This window comes from Agrobacterium sp. D14, assembly GCF_001526505.1.
GTDB lineage: Bacteria > Pseudomonadota > Alphaproteobacteria > Rhizobiales > Rhizobiaceae > Agrobacterium > Agrobacterium leguminum.
The window spans coordinates 125220-142095 of the sequence record NZ_ASXX01000010.1 but is presented as its reverse complement, the minus strand read 5'-3'; the positions used below and the strand labels follow the sequence as shown (position 1 = coordinate 142095).

Genomic DNA, 16876 nt, shown 5'->3' with positions numbered 1-16876 from the left:
CAGGCGCAAAACAGCGTTGACAATCCAATCCCCGGCTCCTCCCAAGCCGGGCTGGGTGGCTGGGCAATGCAGGCCCTGCGAGAACGGAGAGCTATCGAGATGAAACGCTTTGACCTGATCGACGGGATGCGTGGTTACTTCCTCGTCTTCATGCTGATCAACCATCTGGTGTTTGCCGGCGGCTTCTGGCTGGTGGAAATCAATCACCGGCAGTTTGCCTTTGTCGAGGACGCCCAGGGCTTTGTGTTCCTGTCCGGCCTGCTGATCGGCATGGTCTATGCGCGCAAGATGATGAAATACGGCTATGATGCCGGCAAGCAGATGATCTGGAACCGGGCGCTGGAACTCTATCGTTACGCGATGGGTCTCGTCATCGCCGTGCTGTTCTTCCGCATGGTCATCCCGCATGCGCCCTATATCTGGTACAACTGGCTCGGCATGACGACGTTCGACGATCCGCTGCGACTGGCGGCGATTGCGACATTCCTGTTCCAGCCGACCTTCATGGATATTCTGCCGCAATATATCGTCTACATGATCTTTGCGCCGGTGCTGGTGAAGCTCTGCCTGGATGGCAAGTGGGCCTATGTCATGGCCGGCTCCCTGCTGGTCTGGATGGCCGGCCAGCTTGGCCTGCAGCAGATCGTGACGACCCCGCTCAACGAACTCGTGAAGGGTGCGGATGAGCAGGGCATCCGCGTCAGCTTCAACCTACTCGGCTGGCAGCTGGTGTTCTATTCGGCGCTGGTGATGGGCGCGATGACGGCGCAGAACCGTATTCCGTGGAAGGCGATCTTCTCGCCTGAGCATACGTGGCTGCCGAAGGCGGCGCTCGTCATCTGCCTGTTCTTCATGCCGCTGCGCATCGCCACAGCCTGGGGCCTGATGCCGGAATTCATGATGGGCAAATTTTCCACCATGGAAATCCGCGCCGATTTCGGCCCGGTCTATCTCATCAACTTCCTCGCCGTCGGCGTTGGCCTGACGTGGCTGGTGATCGCAGGTCCGAAGCACCACCGTCCGCTCGTGCGTTCCATCGCCGAAGGCGTCATCTGGGTACTGTCGCTGAAATTCCTGCAATTGCTCGGCCGCCATTCGCTGCAGGTCTATGTCTGGCACGTGGCGATCGTTTATGCCGTCTATTATCTGGATGGTCGCACGGCGGAACTGTCTCAGCTCAACAAGACGCTGATCGCCTTTACGGCTATCGGATTGTTGGCCCTGCCAGCCCTGTGGCGGGAGCGCGACAAGTGGTTCGGCAGCAGCGGCCAGAAGACGGCCGGCGCCTGAGAGCCGGGTCCCAGCCCGAATCTGACGGCTTTGCGGGGCGGTTTTCCGCCCCGTACTTGCGTGCGCGGCCATTCCTTTCTATATGCAGCCCTTAAATCCGCCGGATGACGAGACAGGACGGCCCGATTGATGGCCAGGTTTCTCGCGGCGGATGACCGACAGGCGGCGGGGCCTTTACCCCCGTTATGACTGACGATGGGAAAAAACGTGAATACGCTCGATTTTGACAAGAGGCCGGAAGATACCCGGATCGTTGTCGCCATGTCCGGTGGCGTCGATTCTTCGGTGGTGGCCGGTATCCTCAAGCGCGAGGGTTATGATGTCCTCGGCATTACCCTCCAGCTTTACGACCACGGTGCTGCCGTGCACCGCGCGGGCTCCTGTTGCGCGGGGCAGGATATAGACGATGCGCGCCGGGTCTGCGAAACGCTCGGTATTCCCCACTACGTGCTGGATTACGAAGCGCGGTTCCGTGAAACCGTCATCAACCCCTTTGCCGAAGCCTATGCGATGGGTGAAACGCCGATCCCTTGCGTGGCCTGCAACCAGACGGTAAAATTCGCCGATCTGCTCGCCACGGCGCAGGAACTCGGCGCCGATGCGCTGGCGACCGGCCATTACATCCGCTCGCGTCCCAATCCCGTTTCCGGTCAGCCGGGGCGGCGTGCGCTCTATCGGCCGATCGACAGCGACCGTGACCAGAGCTGGTTCCTGTTCGCCACGACGCAGGAACAGATCGATTATCTGCGCTTTCCGCTCGGCGGCCTCTCCAAGGCCGAGACGCGCGCTCTGGCGGAAGATATGGGACTTGTCGTGGCCAAGAAGGCTGACAGTCAGGACATCTGTTTCGTGCCGCAGGGCAAATATACCGATATCATCAACAAGCTGAAGCCGAATGCGGCATTGGCAGGCGATATCGTCCATCTCGACGGCCGTGTGCTCGGCCGCCACGATGGCATCGTGCATTATACGATCGGCCAGCGTCGCGGCATTGGTGTCGCCACCGGGGAGCCGCTTTATGTCGTGCATCTCGATGCACGCGGCCGACGGGTCATCGTTGGCCCGCGCGAAGCGCTGGAAACCCGTCGGGTCTATCTGCGTGACATGAACTGGCTGGGCGACGGCGAGCTGACGAGCGATGCCGGGCAGGGCTTTGCCTGTTTCGCCAAGGTGCGCTCCACCCGCCCGCCGACGGAAGCGATGCTGCATGCGGATGAAAACGGTATCTATGTGGACCTGATGACCGGGGAGGCCGGTGTCGCTCCCGGTCAGGCCTGCGTGCTTTATTCCGCGCCGGGTGCCGATGCCCGCGTTTACGGCGGCGGTTTCATCGAACGGTCGGAACGCTCGGCGGAAGCCGAGGCGTCGCTGAAGGCGCTTCTGGAAAAGCCGGTTGCCGCCTGAAACCATTCGCTTTTTGCAGCGATGCGGAAAGCGAATTTTTTGCGCATCTTGCGCTTGACACTTTGGGGAGCGGCACCTTATAAGCCGCTCATCCTGATGGAACGGCCGGTCACATGACTGTCACGTTTCCCCTGTGGCGGGGTAGCTCAGGTGGTTAGAGCAGCGGAATCATAATCCGCGTGTCGGGGGTTCAAGTCCCTCTCCCGCTACCACTTTTCTTCATATGAAAAATCCAGATCGCACCATTCTGCGCCCGTGTTTCATTGCTTTTCCGAGCCGGAGAAACGATGGATCCGATGGTGCCTGCCGGTAAGTTGTGCCCAAAAAAAGGGAAACCCGCTTACTGCCAAAATGCAGCCAGCGGGTCTCAACCTCTACCCCCTCCCACAAGGGCGGCTGCACAAAAGCACATTGAATGAATTATGGCAAGATCAAGGCGACCATATTGTTGCTGTTGATGGCCCTGTTCGCCAGTTTAGTGGCGGATGGCAGAGCGTGACCTGTTCCGTGTGCCGTTCGTAAGGGGAGCGATAGGACACGATATTTTCGGTGCAGCGCATTTCTGCGGTATTGGAATAGGTATTTTCGATACGCTGCGGTTGATGATGTGTTTTGTGCGGTAAAACCCGTTCCTCACGATAAACCGTGATATCGGCGGCAAGCGATGTGCCTGGTATCGACAAGGTGGCGACTGCGGCAATCAAGAGAATTCTTCCGGGATGTGCGGACATGGCTCTTCCCCGCGTTGAACAACGCAGGAGAACGTGCTGTGCACATAAGCTGTTCCAGAGGCGCCGGCAAAAAAATGCCCGCTCATGGCGGGCAATCAGAGGGGAACTGAGGTTAGGAGCCTCGGATCTGAAACGAACATCTTCCGTATAAGTTCCGCTTGCGGAATAATTTCCGTCGCGACTTGCCTATAGGGGGGTTGCGCAGGCCGAGTTTCAAGCCGCACGAGACGGAACGATGCGACGCGCGCGAACAGGGACGCTTTGATGATGATTCTATCTTTAGGGAAATTTGGAGCGGGCGAAGGGATTTGAACCCTCGACCCCAACCTTGGCAAGGTTGTGCTCTACCCCTGAGCTACACCCGCTCAAATCCACCGGTCCGGGGTAGTTCGCTGAACCGTGGGCCGCCAAGCGGCGACGGGCGCTATATCGCTCAATCGATTTTGGAATGCAACAGGGAAATGACAAAAACGCGAAAATTTCTTTGAGAAATGCGACAAGCGGCGGAAATGATTGAGAATTTTTCATCTCGCTGTTTTTTCCTGCGTTGCCAAGCGTCGGTTGCCCGCTTAATCAGGAAACAAGGATAGTGGAATCGGCAGAGGCAGGCGGCAGGATATGGCGGAAAATTCCCAGAAGACGGCAACGGAGCTGTTCGAGTTTCTCGACGGACTCGGCATTTCCCACACCACGAAGCAGCATGAACCGGTGTTTACCGTCGCCGAATCCCAGTCGCTGCGCGACCTCATTCCCGGCGGCCATACAAAGAACCTCTTTGTAAAGGACAAGAAGGATCAGTATTTCGTTCTGACCGTTGAGGAAAATGCGGTCGTCGATCTGAAAAGCGTTCACAAGACCATCGGTGCGGCAAGCCGCGTGTCCTTTGGCAGACCGGAAAAGATGCTTGAATATCTGGGCGTCGCGCCGGGCTCGGTGACGGTGTTCGGAGCCATCAACGACACCGACAGGCAGGTCACCTTCGTGCTCGACAGCGGGCTTCTGGAAAACGAGCTGGTCAATGGCCATCCGCTTTCCAACGACCAGACGACAACGATCGCGTCCACGGATCTCATTCGCTTTCTCGAGGCAACCGGACATGCGCCGCTTGTCTTGAAAGTCAGCGAGTGAGATACGATCTTTGCTTCAAATAAGACATATGACAGAGGTTACGGGAGACCGGCATGAGCGGCGAAAATAATCCTTACGGCGGTTCCTATAGCGGCCAGATGACCGCAAGCGCCCATCACAACGGCGAACTGAACGGTGCGGCCTCCGGCCACATCAAGGACACCACGACGGCGGGTTTCTCCAGGGACGTTCTTGAGGAATCGCGTCGCCAGCCGGTTCTGGTGGATTTCTGGGCGCCCTGGTGCGGTCCGTGCAAGCAGCTGACGCCGGTGCTCGAGAAGGTCATCAACGAGGCGAATGGCCGCGTGAAGCTCGTGAAGTTGAATATTGACGACCACCCGTCGATTCCCGGCCAGCTCGGTATCCAGTCCATTCCGGCAATCGTCGCCTTTGCCGATGGCCGGCCGGTGGATGGCTTCATGGGTGCCGTGCCGGAAAGCCAGATCAAGCAGTTCATCGAGAAGATCGCCGGGCCTGATGCGGGTGATCCCAAGGCCGAGATCGAGGCTGTTCTGACAGAGGCGAAGCAGCTTCTGGCGGATGGCGATTTTAATGGTGCTGCGCAGCTTTTCGGCGCCGTCATGCAGGCCGATCCCGAAAATCCGGCAGCGATTGCCGGTATCGCGGAATGCATGATCGCCGCCGGCCAATATGAGCGGGCAAGCGAACTGCTCTCTTCCCTGCCTGCGGAACTCAACGAAGATGCGGGCATTCAGCTCGTTTCGAAAAAGATCGCGCAATATGAGGAAGCCCGCAAGATCGGCGACCCGGTGGCGCTGGAGCGCGAGCTCGCGCTCGATCCCGATCGTCACGAGGCGCGGGTGAAGCTTGCCAAGGTGCTGAATGCTCAAGGGCGGCGGGACGAGGCCGCGGACCATCTGCTCTACATCATGCGCAAGGACCGGACCTTCGACGATGACGGCGCGCGCCGCCAGCTTCTGGAGTTTTTCGAGGCCTGGGGCTTCAAGGACCCGGCAACCGTTGCCGGCCGCAGGAAGCTTTCGGCGATACTGTTTTCGTAATGCGGGCATATCCCGGCCGTGGCGGTTGATCCGCCGGCCGGGCAGCAGTGAACAGGGGGCTTGATTCCCATGCATGTCGGAAATGCGAGATATGTAAAGAACGACGATCTGCCGGAAACCGTGCCGGTCTTTCCATTGCCGGGCGCGCTGCTTCTACCGGAAGGCCATCTTCCACTTAATATTTTCGAGCCTCGATATCTCGCCATGATCGACTGGGCGTTGGCCGGCCATCGCATCATCGGCATGGTGCAGCCCGCCCTGCATGTCATCGAGGCGGGGCTTGAGGGCGGTCCGCTGAGCGCGGTCGGCTGCCTCGGCCGCATCACGTCCTTTTCCGAAACCGGCGATGGCCGTTATATCATTTCGCTCACTGGCGTGTGCCGCTTCCGCCTGCTGGAAGAGGTGGAGGCGGACAAGCCCTATCGCAGCTTCCGGCATGCGCCCTTCATCGCCGATCTTTCCGGCGAATATGACGAGGATGCGGTGGACCGCGAAAACCTGCTCCGGGTATTCCGCTCGTTTCTGGATGCCAACCAGCTGGAAGCGGATTGGGAAAGCGTGGAAAGGGCGGGCAATCGCGTCCTCGTCAATTCGCTTTCCATGATGTCTCCCTTCGGACCGGCTGAAAAACAGGCGCTGCTGGAAGCGCCGGACCTGAAGACGCGGGCCGAAACATTGATCGCCATCACCGAGATCGTTCTCGCCCAGGGATCGGGCGAGAGCGGCAACGTGCTGCAATAGGATCGCCGCCATGGACGACAGGATGAGCAATGTCGATCCCAAGCTGCTGGAGCTTCTGGTCTGCCCTTTGACGAAAGGGCGCCTTGTCTATGACCGCGCCCGCAATGAACTCATTTCCGAAAGCGCGAGGCTCGCTTATCCGATCCGCGATGGCGTGCCGATCATGCTGATTTCCGAAGCGCGCAAAATAGAAGACTAAGCTCCCCGCTTGCCCGTCTTCACACATTGCGTGTCGCGAATTGACGAAGATGCGTTGACAACCATGCGTGGATTTGACCAGAGTCCCGCCCGACATGTCTGTTGCGGGGAGAAAACTGATGTCGTTGCGCGCGCTCGTCCGGATTTCGCTGGTTGCGGTCTCAACCGCCCTGTTTTTTCCGCCAGCCATGGCGGCGGAACCCTCCCGCAAGGTCGTTACGACCCAAAATGGCGATTATTTCGGCTTCGATCTCAGGACGGAGCAAAATGTCTCGCTGGAACAATGCGGCGAGATTTGCGTCGGCGATACCGCCTGCAAGGCCTTTACCTACAATCCCAAGGTGAAATGGTGCTTCCTCAAATCGGATTTCAATCAGCTGAACGCCTTCCCCGGCGCGGTTGCCGGCAAGATCGTGGAAGTGGCTGCGGAGGCCGATATCGGCGCGCCGCAGCGCCTGCCCTTCGTGACCGACAGCCTGCAGCAGGAAGCGCGCCGGCTGAAATCCGGCCTTGCGGCAAATGAGGGTGAGGGCGAACAGGGCCTTGAAGCCCTTGTGGAGACGGCGCGGCAGCAGGCAGCCGCCGGCAATATTCCCGATGCGGTCACGACCTATAAACAGGCCCTTGCGATCACACCTGACGATGGCGCGCTCTGGGCGGAATTGTCGGAAAAGGCCGCGCAGGTCACCGATAATTATTCGATAGCGGGACAGGCCGCTTCCGCTGCCATCAATGCCTACCAGCTGAGCCGCACGGTCAGCGCCCGCACCGAGGCCCTGAACCGGCTGGCGAAGGCGTTTGAAAGAACCCAGAATTATCGCGCGGCACTCAATGCCTATAAGGAAAGCCTTGCGCTCACCGACAATGCACAGACCAAGGCGGCCTATGCCGATCTGCGCACCCGGCAGGGTTTCCGCGTCATCAATAATACCGTGGATACGGATAGCGTCAGCCCGCGCGCCTGCGTGCAGTTTTCCGAGCCGCTGGTGAAGAACGGCGTCGATTACTCCTCCTTCATCACGCTGGATGGGGCAGCGCCCAAGGCCATCGAAGCGAAGGGCAGCGAGATTTGCGTGGAAGGCCTGACGCATGGCCAGCGTTACAAGATCGCGTTTCGCGCCGGCCTGCCGTCTTCGGTGGAAGAGCCTCTGGAAAAGCAGGTCGATCTCGATATCTACGTGCGTGACCGCGCCGCCAGCGTGCGCTTCACCGGCGAGAATTTCGTGCTGCCGGGCACGGCGCGCCGCGGCATTCCAATCGTCTCTGTCAATGCCGACAAGGCCGACCTGAAGCTTTATCGCGTCGGCGATCGCAACATCACCTCGCTTCTTTCAAACTCGCAGTTTCTGACGCAGATGGACGGCTACAATGCCGACCGTATCGAAAACGAAATTGGCGAGCTTGTCTGGCAGGGCTCGATCGATATCCAGCCCGATCTCAATAAGGATGTGGTGACGAGCTTCCCGGTGGATGAGGCCCTGCCGGAGCGCAAGCCCGGCATCTATGTGCTGACCGCCGTACCACCGGGCACCGCGCCGGAAACCTGGGATTCGCGGGCCACGCAATGGTTCCTGGTTTCCGATACCGGCATCACCACCTATGCCGGAACCGATGGTCTGAATGTTTTTGTCCGCGCACTTGGCAGCGCCAAGCCGCTGGCAGATGTGGATTTGCAGCTGCTCGCCAAGAATAACGAGGTGCTGGGCACCGCGAAGACGGATGCGGACGGCCGCGCGGTGTTCTCGGCCGGCCTGATGCGCGGCACGGCGGCGCAGGCGCCTGCGATCCTGACGGCGCGCAACGGCGACAAGGACTACGTCTTCCTCGACATGACCCGCGCCGGCTTCGATCTTTCGGATCGCGGCGTGACGGGCCGTGCAGCCCCCGGCGCCATCGACGTGTTTAGCTGGACGGAACGCGGCATCTACCGTGCCGGCGAGACCGTGCATGCCGCAGCCCTTGCCCGCGATGTCGACGGCAAGGCAATCGAGGATCTGCCGCTCACTTTCATCTTCTCGCGCCCTGACGGTGTCGAGGACCGGCGTTTCGTCAGCGACGGCAAGGCACTGGGCGGCCATGCGGTCGATCTGCCGTTGCAGGCAAATGCGATGCGCGGCACCTGGACATTGCGCATCCATACCGATCCGAAAACGCCTGCGATCAGCGAAAAGAGCTTCCTCGTCGATGATTTCGTGCCTGACCGCACCGAGTTCGATCTCTCCAGCAAGGCAAAGCAGATCGACCCTGGCGCGGAAACGGCGATCGACGTCGATGGCCGTTATCTCTATGGCGCGCCCGCAGCCGGCCTGACGCTGGAAGGTGAGGTCGCCATCAAGCCGACGCGCACGAGTGCGGATTTCGAAGGTTATTTCTTCGGTCTGGCCGATGAGGAGAGCGAAGAGGAAAACCGCACCACGCTTGCCGATCTGCCGGTTCTGGACGAAGAGGGCAAGGCGAGCTTCAATGTCGACCTGACCGACCTGCCATCCACAACGCAGCTTCTTTCCGCCAACATCACCGTGCGCATGCGCGAGGCCGGCGGCCGTGCCGTGGAGCGCTCCCTGACGCTGCCTATCAAGGCGGAAGCCCCTGTCATCGGTATCAAACCGCAATTTTCCGGCGATCTCGCCCAGAACTCCGTTGGTCGTTTCCATATCATCGGTGTCAGTGTCGAAGGTGCCAAACAGGCGATGAATGGCCTGACCTGGAAGCTCATCAAGGTCGAGCGGAACTATCAATGGTATCGTCAGGGCAACTCCTGGCGTTACGAACCGGTGGAATATACCAAGCAACAGGAAGCCGGTACGCTTTCGGTCGATGCCAATGGCGGCGAGATTTCCGTGCCCGTCACCTGGGGCCGCTATCGGCTTGAAGTGGAGGGCGCCGGCAATGGCGCGCCTGTTTCCAGCGTTGAATTCGATGCCGGTTTTTACGTCGAGGCAAGCTCGACGGAGACGCCGGATGCGCTGGAAATCGCTCTCGACAAACAGAGCTACAAGATCGGCGATACGGCCAAACTCAAGGTTTCCTCGCGTTTTGCCGGCGAGTTGATGGTGACTTCCGGTTCGGAAAAGCTGATTGCCGTGCAGAATGCCGAGATCGGCGAGGATGGCGGCGAGATCGACATTCCCGTCACCGAGGAATGGGGTGCGGGCGCTTATGTGACGGCCACGCTGTTCCGTCCCGGCGATGCGCAGGAAAGCCATATGCCGATGCGCGCTATCGGCATCAAATGGCTTGCCGTCGATCCGGCCGAGCGCAAACTTGCCGTCACGCTCGGCGCGCCGCAGAAAACGCTGCCGCGCCAGCCGCTTGAAATTCCGATCACGGTTGCGGGCGCTGGCGTGGGCGAAAAGGCCTATGCCATCGTTGCGGCCGTCGATGTCGGCATATTGAACCTTACCCGCTACGAACCCCCGAAGCCGGATGAATGGTATTTCGGCCAGCGCCGGCTGGGACTGGAAATCCGCGACCTTTATGGCCGCCTGATCGACGGTTCGCTCGGCGCCACCGGCCGGCTGCGCACCGGCGGTGACGGCGGCGGGGCAGCCCTTCAGGGCAGCCCGCCCACGGAAAAGCTCGTGGCCTTCTTTGCCGGTCCGGTCGAACTCGATGCAGACGGCAAGGCGACGGTCAGCTTCGATATTCCGCAGTTCAACGGCACGGCCCGCATCATGGCGGTGGCCTGGACGAAGACGGGTGTGGGACATGCCGTCTCCGATGCCATCATTCGCGATCCTGTCGTGGTCACGGCCAGCGCGCCGAAATTCCTCGCTCCCGGCGATGTCTCGCAATTGCGGCTCGATATCGCCAATACCGATGGCGAGGCCGGCGATTACCGGCTGGATGTGACCAGCAATACGGCATTGACGGTCGATCAGGGTGAGATGACGCAAACTCTCGCGCTTCAGAAAGGCGGCAAGTCTTCGCTGACGGTGCCGCTGACGGGCGAACAGCCCGGCAATGGCGCGATCACCATCAAGGTTTCCAATGCCGCCGGTCTTTCACTGGAGCAGGTTCTGAACGTTCCGGTACGTCCGGCCGTTCTGCCGGTCACGACGCGACGCGAAATCAAGATCGCGCCCAATAGCAGCCTGACGATCAATGGCGATCTTCTGGCCGACAGCATGCTTCTGGGCTCGTCCGTCGCGGTCAATGTCACGCGCTCGCCGGCTTTCGATATTCCGGCGCTGGTGATGATGCTGGACAAATATCCCTACGGCTGCGCCGAACAGACGACGAGCCGCGCTTTGCCGCTGCTTTACGTTTCGGAACTGACGAAGGATAGCGGCCTTGCAGAAGACCCCGATACCCGCCGGCGGGTGCAGGAGGCGATCTACCGCGTGCTGTCCTTCCAGTCGAGTTCCGGCAGCTTCGGCCTCTGGTCGCCGGGTTACGGCGATCTATGGCTCGATGCTTATATCAGCGACTTCCTGACCCGCGCCCGCGAGCAGAATTACGATGTGCCCGAAGCCGCCATGGTGCAGGCGCTGAACAACCTGCAAAACGGTCTTTCCTATGACAGCAATGTCAAGGATCGCGGCACGAGATCGCCTATTCGCTCTATGTGCTGGCGCGCAACCGCAAGGCGGCGATCAACGATCTGCGTTATTACGCGGATACGGCGCTGGCCGATTTCCCGACGCCGCTCGCCAAGGCGCAGGTTGCCGCCGCCCTTTCGCTTTATGGCGATCAGGCCCGTTCTAAGGCCGTATTCGGCGCTTCGCTCGACATGGCAAGCCGCACCACCAATGTCAGCTTCTCGCGCGCGGATTATGGCTCCGCCCTGCGTGACGGCGCGGCGACGCTGGCGCTTGCGGCGGAAAGCCGGCCGGTTCCGGCCGTCGTGCCGCAGCTTGCCGGTGCGGTGGCCAAGGAATGGGAAAAGAAGCCCTATACCAGCACCCAGGAACAGGCATGGATGCTGCTGGCCGCCCGCGCCGTCAAAGGCGAGGACAAGGATATCCGTCTCGATGTGAACGGCGATCTGCAGACCGGAGGCTTCGGCAAGCGGATGAGCGGCGACGAATTGCTGGCCGCACCCTTGAAGATCGCCAATGCCTCGGCCGATCCGGTAACGGCTGTCGTCACCACGGTGGCGCCGCCGGCGCAGCCGCTTGCGGCGGGCGGCGAAGGTTTCACCATCACCCGCACCTATTATTCCATGGATGGCGAGGAGGTGAACCCGAGCGAGGTCACGCAAAACGAGCGTTATGTGGTGGCGCTGAATATCGTGCCGCAAAATAACTGGCAGTCGCGCATTCTGGTGACCGACCTGTTGCCCTCCGGTTTCGAAATCGACAATCCGAGCCTCGTCAATTCGGCGGAGCTTTCGAATTTCGACTGGCTGCCGGAAACGGAAGCGGCGCATACGGAATTCCGCTACGACCGTTTCGTGGCGGCCTTCGACCGCTCGGCCGGCGACAGTTCGGAAATTGCGCTGGCCTATGTGGTCCGCGCCGTCACCCCCGGCACCTACGATCATCCGGCAGCTTCGGTTGAGGATATGTACCGGCCGCAATTTGCCGCCCGCACGGCAACCGGCCGCATGGAGGTGCGCTCGGCAAACCCATGAGGCGACGCAAGGCGATCATTGTCGGCATCATGACGGCCGCGTTGCTTATGGGTGGCGCGGCCTTCGGTCTCGATGCGCTGGACAAGGCCTATCCGCCGCCGCTGGACGTTGCGCAGCAACGATCCTTCGAGGTTCTGGATCGTGACGGCAAGCTGTTGCGCGCTTTTGCGACACCCGATGGCCGCTGGCGGCTGAAAACCTCGGCCGCCGAAGTCGACCCACAGTTCCTGCGCATGCTGGTGGCCTATGAAGACCAGCGTTTCTACGATCACCACGGCGTCGATCCCTGGGCGCTTTTGCGCTCCGCCTGGCAATTGGCCAGCAACGGCCGGATCGTTTCCGGTGCATCGACGCTTTCCATGCAGGTGGCACGGCTGATCGAGCCGCGCGCCGACCGGTCTTTTTCGGCGAAATTCCTGCAGGCCGCGCGTGCGATCCAGATCGAGAGACGGCTCAGCAAGGCGGAAATCCTCGATCTCTATCTGAATATCGCGCCCTATGGCGGCAATCTCGAAGGCATTCGCGCCGCAAGCCTCGCCTGGTTCGGCAAGGAACCGGGCCGGCTCGATACCGCGGAGGCGGCCCTTTTGGTGGCGCTGCCGCAATTGCCGGAAAAGCGCCGTCCGGATCGTTTTCCGGAGGCGGCGAAGCAGGCGCGGGAGCGTGTGCTGCAACGGCTTGCCGTGGAACGCGTGGTGGGTGAGGGGGAGGCGGAACGGTCGGCTCTTGCGAATGTGCCCGCCAACCGGCGGGACCTGCCGGCATATGCGCCGCATATGGCCGTCGCCGCACGGGTGAAGTTCCCGAATACTGCCGAGGTGCGTTCCACGCTGAAGCTGCCGATCCAGCGGGAGCTGGAGGGTGTCGCCCGCCATGCGGCGGAAAAGCTCGGCGACAGGGTCTCCGTCGCCATCGTCATGGCCGATGCGCAGAGCGGCGATATTCTGGCGGAAGTGGGCTCGGCGGATTATCTCGATACGGCAAGACGCGGTTTCGTGGAGATGAGCCGGGCCGTTCGCTCGCCGGGCTCCACCCTCAAGCCATTCATCTACGGCCTTGCCTTCGAAGACGGTCTTGTCGGGCAGGAAACCATCATCGAGGATCGCCCGGCCGACTTTTCCGGTTACAGGCCGCGCAATTTCGACATGCATTACCAGGGCGATGTCAGCATCCGGCAGGCGCTGCAACTGTCGCTCAACGTGCCTGCCGTCAAGCTGCTCGATGCCGTCAGCCCCTCGGCGCTGATGGTGCGGTTCCGGCGGGTGGGTGTCAAACTCGTGCTTCCCGCCAATGAAGCGCCGGGGCTTGCCATTGCCCTTGGCGGCGCGGGTGTTTCGCTGGTCGATCTGGTGCAGCTCTATGCGGGGCTTGCCGGCGGCGGCGATCCCGTGCGTCTTGGAGACGGCGTCCGCTCCGCCCCGGAACGGCTGGAGGGTGACCGGTTATTCTCCGATGCTGCGATCTGGAATATCTCCGACATCCTGTCCGGCGTACTGCCGCCGCTCGGCATGAAACAGCGCGGCATCGCTTACAAGACCGGCACCAGCTATGGCTATCGCGATGCCTGGTCGGTGGGTTATGACGGGCGGCATCTGGTCGGTGTCTGGGTCGGTCGGGCCGACAATGGCGCGGTGCCGGGCATTGCCGGTTATGCGACGGCCGCCCCGATCCTGTTCGAGGCTTTCGAAAAATCCGGCGTGACGATCACGCCGATGCCGGCCGCACCTTCCGGTGTCGCGCGGGTCGCGGTCAATGATCTCCCCGCCAACCAGCGGCGGTTCACCACGACGGCCAGCGGCCTGCTTTCTGCTTCAAGACGTGAAAGCGTGCCGCGCATCGTTTACCCGCCGGAAGGCGCGCGCGTGGAGCTTTCCGGCCAGTCGGGCATCTCGCCGCTGGTACTGAAGCTGCAGGGCGGGCGCGCACCCTTCCGCTGGCTCGCCAATGGTTTGCCTCTGCCGAACGCGTCCCACCGCCGCAACAGCGAATGGCGGCCGGAAGGCCAGGGATTTTCCACACTTACGGTGATCGACGCCGATGGCCGCGCCTCGAGCGTGCGGGTTTTCGTCGAATAACCGGCAGAAAAAGCCCACGCGACGAGGCAGCGCCACGCGTTTCAGGCAGGATAACGTCGTGCGGCGGCCTGCCGTCAAGCAATATCCAGTGAATGGCGGCGGATACGCTCCTGGAGCGATGAGACGATGGCCTGCAGAAACTCCCGGCGTCTGGAGTCGTCCGTTGCCTCCAGCTTTACCTGCAACTGGCCACTGATCTTGTTCATGAAACCAACGTGGTCAAACGTATCGGCGGCAATGTTGACCTCGACCTCGTCCATATAGTGAGTCAGGTGCGACTCCAATGCGAGATTCGCATCCATTTGGTACAGGGCGGCCATGCGCTCTCCAAGCGTCGACATCTGCACGTATGGACCATATTCGTTGATCATCAAATCTCCTTCGCCTTGCGGATGCCGCTTCGGCACCTTCTTTCGCCGCATATCATTCATAATAGGAAGCGATTTTCGGCTTTCAATGTTCCCCTTCAATATTCCCACGCAGCGCTAAGTTTTCTGCCATCCGGCAAATGGGCTTCGCAGGAAATGCGGGATACTTCGTCGCTCAATCCAGAAGAGTTATGGTGTCTGCCAAACGGTTCCATGCATGGCTGGATGTCTTCGCCATGTCCGGAGGCGCACCGGAGGCGGGCAGATCATCCGATCATCATCTGATTTCGCTCCGTTGATTTGTCGCTGTGACGGTAGTTTTCCCTGATTTCATTGAGGAATTTTAGAGGGTATCCCAAAGGTCAGGGCGAATTGCTCCGATAGGTGTGTCCAGAAACTAAAGTGCCGGAACTGCAGGCAATAAAAAAGCCCGCCGAAGCGGGCCTTCCAAACTAAGATTGTACGTGTTCGTCGAAAGACGATCTTCGTTTTATTGCCAGTGCGCCACGTCCGATCTCCGATAGAATCTCGAGTTTCTACCGGTCGGTTCATAAATGGGTAGCACTCCCTCGGCCTCGAGCTTTTGACGAAGGATTCCTGGAAAGACACCCGCACGGTCTGACAAAAGAGCGAGACAAATATGCTCTGCAATGAAGGCATCTACGGAATTTGCCAAGACGTATTGTTGCTCACGCCGAGTAGCAGGATTGATCCGGGTTTCCGTCTTTAGATAACCGAGGCGCAGCAGTTCGCTGATCGTGCCTCTCGCCGTCCCGATCCGGCGTTCTGTGTCTCGGACATTGAGGTGTCTATGACTATCGTTTTGAACGTTGCCATTCAACGATGCCACGTCAGGAATAGAGCGGTTCAAGCAGGCTCTGACTTCCTCCCAATCCACAAGGAGGTTCAAGAGAGTCGTCCGACCACCTTTGAAATGGAGGCTTTTCAGAGAACCTTCCAGGCCCAATTTGAGGATGGTCTCGGTTTGGCAACCACATCTTTGCGCTGCTTTATCCAGCTGCACCAGGCCGTCTGTATTTGAACCGTTTAGCGAACGCCCGAAAAGCGCTTTCTTGAATGCCTCAAATTCGGACCGTTGGACACGCGAAAACACGCGTGCGCCGTCTTTTGGTTGCTCCACGCGGCGCAGAAGTCCGGCATCGAGAATGGCTCGCATGCGGTCATCCCTGATTCCGAGAACCGTCCGGATTTCAACACTGGTCATCGTATCCAGCGCATTGGACAATACCTCGTGGCCCCGACGCGCATCGAAGTAAATCTGGGCGCTCGTCAGCTGCGAAGGTGCAATGAGATTAGCTTCCAGAAGGAGGTCCTGGATACGGTCTTCCATCATGCCATATTCGAGGCCTGCCGATCTGATCGAATGCAGATGGCGTTTTCGGGTCGGCAGCACAAAGGCTTCATCAGGACCGATTGGGAGATTCCGCTCGGCGATGTCCTGAAAAATCTCTGTTACGAGGGAGAATTCAGGCTTCTTGTGATTGCGCATCAGCCAATCTCGCAACGGCCCGAAAAAGGAAGCCATTTCATAGACCATCGGTTTTGATTGTTCGATCGCCTGGCAAATAATCTTCTCAATCAGATCGCGTCCGGCCGAGGCGGAACCAAACCCGCACTCGACGTCGGAATGAGACGCCAGGTCGCAACGATCATATGCGATCCGGTGCATCTTCTGGAAGCGACCGAAATGACGGCAAACATCGACAGCCACATAGGTTTCAAAATTGTCGAGAAACTCGTTGGCGGGGAGACTGTCGATTCTTGCGACCACGTATCGATCGATTTGAGACGAGGAGGCTGCGCTGGTGTCGACCGCCTCCTCCCTGATCATTGAAATATTCAGGCGTACGAACGAGGCGAAATCACCTTGCTCTTGCGAGGACGCCGGGGCTTCCTTGATCGCACAAGCATGGTCATGGCAATTCTGTAGGGCCCGGGTCATCCACGCCGCCCGGACGTAGGGACGTGAAGAAGGACGTCCGCTGCCGTTTTCGAGATCGTCAACGACACATTTCGGGCAGTACCGATGATTTCGTCCCGGTCGCATATCACGGCCCATCAATGCGTGACCCAGCTTCCACGTCGCTCCGGCGGTAACGGACGCGATTGCATACGCTGCGAGACGCGCTTCTTCGACACCTGACCAGTGTGCGAGTAATGCCATCGCTTCGGGATCGCCCGAGGCGATGGCAGTGGCGTTTGTGTCCGTCGTGGCGAGAAACCCCCGCATTGAACGATAGCCATTTGCGTGCGCGAGGCGGGATGCCAGGCTCAGGGGCGTTTCGGTTTTGTGAAACTCGACGGTGACGGGGAGTGCCATGAC

General features: G+C 60.0%; 10 protein-coding genes, 2 tRNA genes and 1 pseudogene. 9 read left to right on the top strand and 4 right to left on the bottom strand.

Annotated elements, in window-relative coordinates:
* Positions 1-99: 99 nt before the first annotated feature.
* From L901_RS09040 to L901_RS09030, 3 genes are all read left to right on the top strand, one after another.
* Complete coding sequence (locus L901_RS09040) at positions 100-1290, top strand: OpgC family protein (protein ID WP_059755753.1); 1191 nt, start codon at positions 100-102, stop codon at positions 1288-1290.
* Between the two features lie 207 nt (positions 1291-1497).
* Positions 1498-2694: a tRNA 2-thiouridine(34) synthase MnmA gene (gene mnmA / locus L901_RS09035; protein WP_035239631.1), complete on the top strand. Its 1197-nt coding sequence runs from the start codon at positions 1498-1500 to the stop codon at positions 2692-2694.
* 135 nt (positions 2695-2829) lie between these two features.
* Positions 2830-2906: transfer RNA gene (locus tag L901_RS09030), tRNA-Met, on the top strand.
* Positions 2907-3125: 219 nt separating this feature from the next.
* Here L901_RS09030 and L901_RS27000 read toward each other — a convergent pair.
* Together L901_RS27000 and L901_RS09025 are read right to left on the bottom strand one after the other, a co-directional pair.
* A complete protein-coding gene (locus L901_RS27000; RefSeq protein WP_147401515.1) occupies positions 3126-3425 on the bottom strand; it encodes a hypothetical protein in 300 nt (99 codons plus the stop codon).
* 290 nt (positions 3426-3715) lie between these two features.
* Positions 3716-3790: transfer RNA gene (locus tag L901_RS09025), tRNA-Gly, on the bottom strand.
* Positions 3791-4043: 253 nt separating this feature from the next.
* Here L901_RS09025 and L901_RS09020 point away from each other — a divergent pair.
* The 6 genes and pseudogenes from L901_RS09020 to pbpC all read left to right on the top strand — a co-directional run bounded on the left by L901_RS09020 (position 4044) and on the right by pbpC (position 14164).
* The gene (locus L901_RS09020; RefSeq protein ID WP_003523260.1) at positions 4044-4553 is read left to right on the top strand and encodes a prolyl-tRNA synthetase associated domain-containing protein; all 510 of its coding nucleotides are present in this window, start codon (positions 4044-4046) and stop codon (positions 4551-4553) included.
* 53 nt (positions 4554-4606) lie between these two features.
* Positions 4607-5575, top strand: a complete 969-nt coding sequence (trxA, locus tag L901_RS09015) for a thioredoxin (RefSeq protein ID WP_003523262.1) — start codon at positions 4607-4609, stop codon at positions 5573-5575.
* A gap of 69 nt (positions 5576-5644) precedes the next feature.
* Positions 5645-6316 carry an LON peptidase substrate-binding domain-containing protein gene (locus L901_RS09010; protein WP_059755750.1) on the top strand — a complete coding sequence of 224 codons (672 nt, stop codon included), beginning with the start codon at positions 5645-5647 and terminating at the stop codon, positions 6314-6316.
* A 10-nt stretch (positions 6317-6326) separates the two neighbouring features.
* The gene (locus tag L901_RS09005; RefSeq protein WP_059755746.1) at positions 6327-6515 is read left to right on the top strand and encodes a Trm112 family protein; all 189 of its coding nucleotides are present in this window, start codon (positions 6327-6329) and stop codon (positions 6513-6515) included.
* A 118-nt stretch (positions 6516-6633) separates the two neighbouring features.
* Positions 6634-12089: pseudogene (locus tag L901_RS09000) on the top strand (MG2 domain-containing protein).
* On the top strand, positions 12086-14164 hold the full coding sequence (gene pbpC, locus L901_RS08995) for a penicillin-binding protein 1C (protein WP_059755743.1): 2079 nt from the start codon (positions 12086-12088) through the stop codon (positions 14162-14164). Before L901_RS09000 ends, pbpC begins: the two are co-directional and overlap by 4 nt.
* A gap of 74 nt (positions 14165-14238) precedes the next feature.
* Here pbpC and L901_RS08990 read toward each other — a convergent pair whose 3' ends face one another.
* The gene (locus L901_RS08990; protein WP_059755865.1) at positions 14239-14535 is read right to left on the bottom strand and encodes a hypothetical protein; all 297 of its coding nucleotides are present in this window, start codon (positions 14533-14535) and stop codon (positions 14239-14241) included.
* A 487-nt stretch (positions 14536-15022) separates the two neighbouring features.
* Positions 15023-16873, bottom strand: coding sequence for a TniQ family protein (locus L901_RS08985; protein ID WP_059755740.1), 1851 nt, complete (start codon positions 16871-16873; stop codon positions 15023-15025).
* Positions 16874-16876: the final 3 nt, after the last annotated feature.

Excerpts from the sequence above, each read along its gene's own strand:
- L901_RS09040 (WP_059755753.1), top strand. The coding sequence starts at position 100 with ATGAAACGCTTTGACCTGATCGACGGGATGCGTGGTTACTTCCTCGTC.
- L901_RS27000 (WP_147401515.1), bottom strand. The coding sequence starts at position 3,425 with ATGTCCGCACATCCCGGAAGAATTCTCTTGATTGCCGCAGTCGCCACC.
- L901_RS09020 (WP_003523260.1), top strand. The coding sequence starts at position 4,044 with ATGGCGGAAAATTCCCAGAAGACGGCAACGGAGCTGTTCGAGTTTCTC.
- trxA (WP_003523262.1), top strand. The coding sequence starts at position 4,607 with ATGAGCGGCGAAAATAATCCTTACGGCGGTTCCTATAGCGGCCAGATG.
- L901_RS09010 (WP_059755750.1), top strand. The coding sequence starts at position 5,645 with ATGCATGTCGGAAATGCGAGATATGTAAAGAACGACGATCTGCCGGAA.
- L901_RS09005 (WP_059755746.1), top strand. The coding sequence starts at position 6,327 with ATGGACGACAGGATGAGCAATGTCGATCCCAAGCTGCTGGAGCTTCTG.
- pbpC (WP_059755743.1), top strand. The coding sequence starts at position 12,086 with ATGAGGCGACGCAAGGCGATCATTGTCGGCATCATGACGGCCGCGTTG.
- L901_RS08990 (WP_059755865.1), bottom strand. The coding sequence starts at position 14,535 with ATGATCAACGAATATGGTCCATACGTGCAGATGTCGACGCTTGGAGAG.
- L901_RS08985 (WP_059755740.1), bottom strand. The coding sequence starts at position 16,873 with ATGGCACTCCCCGTCACCGTCGAGTTTCACAAAACCGAAACGCCCCTG.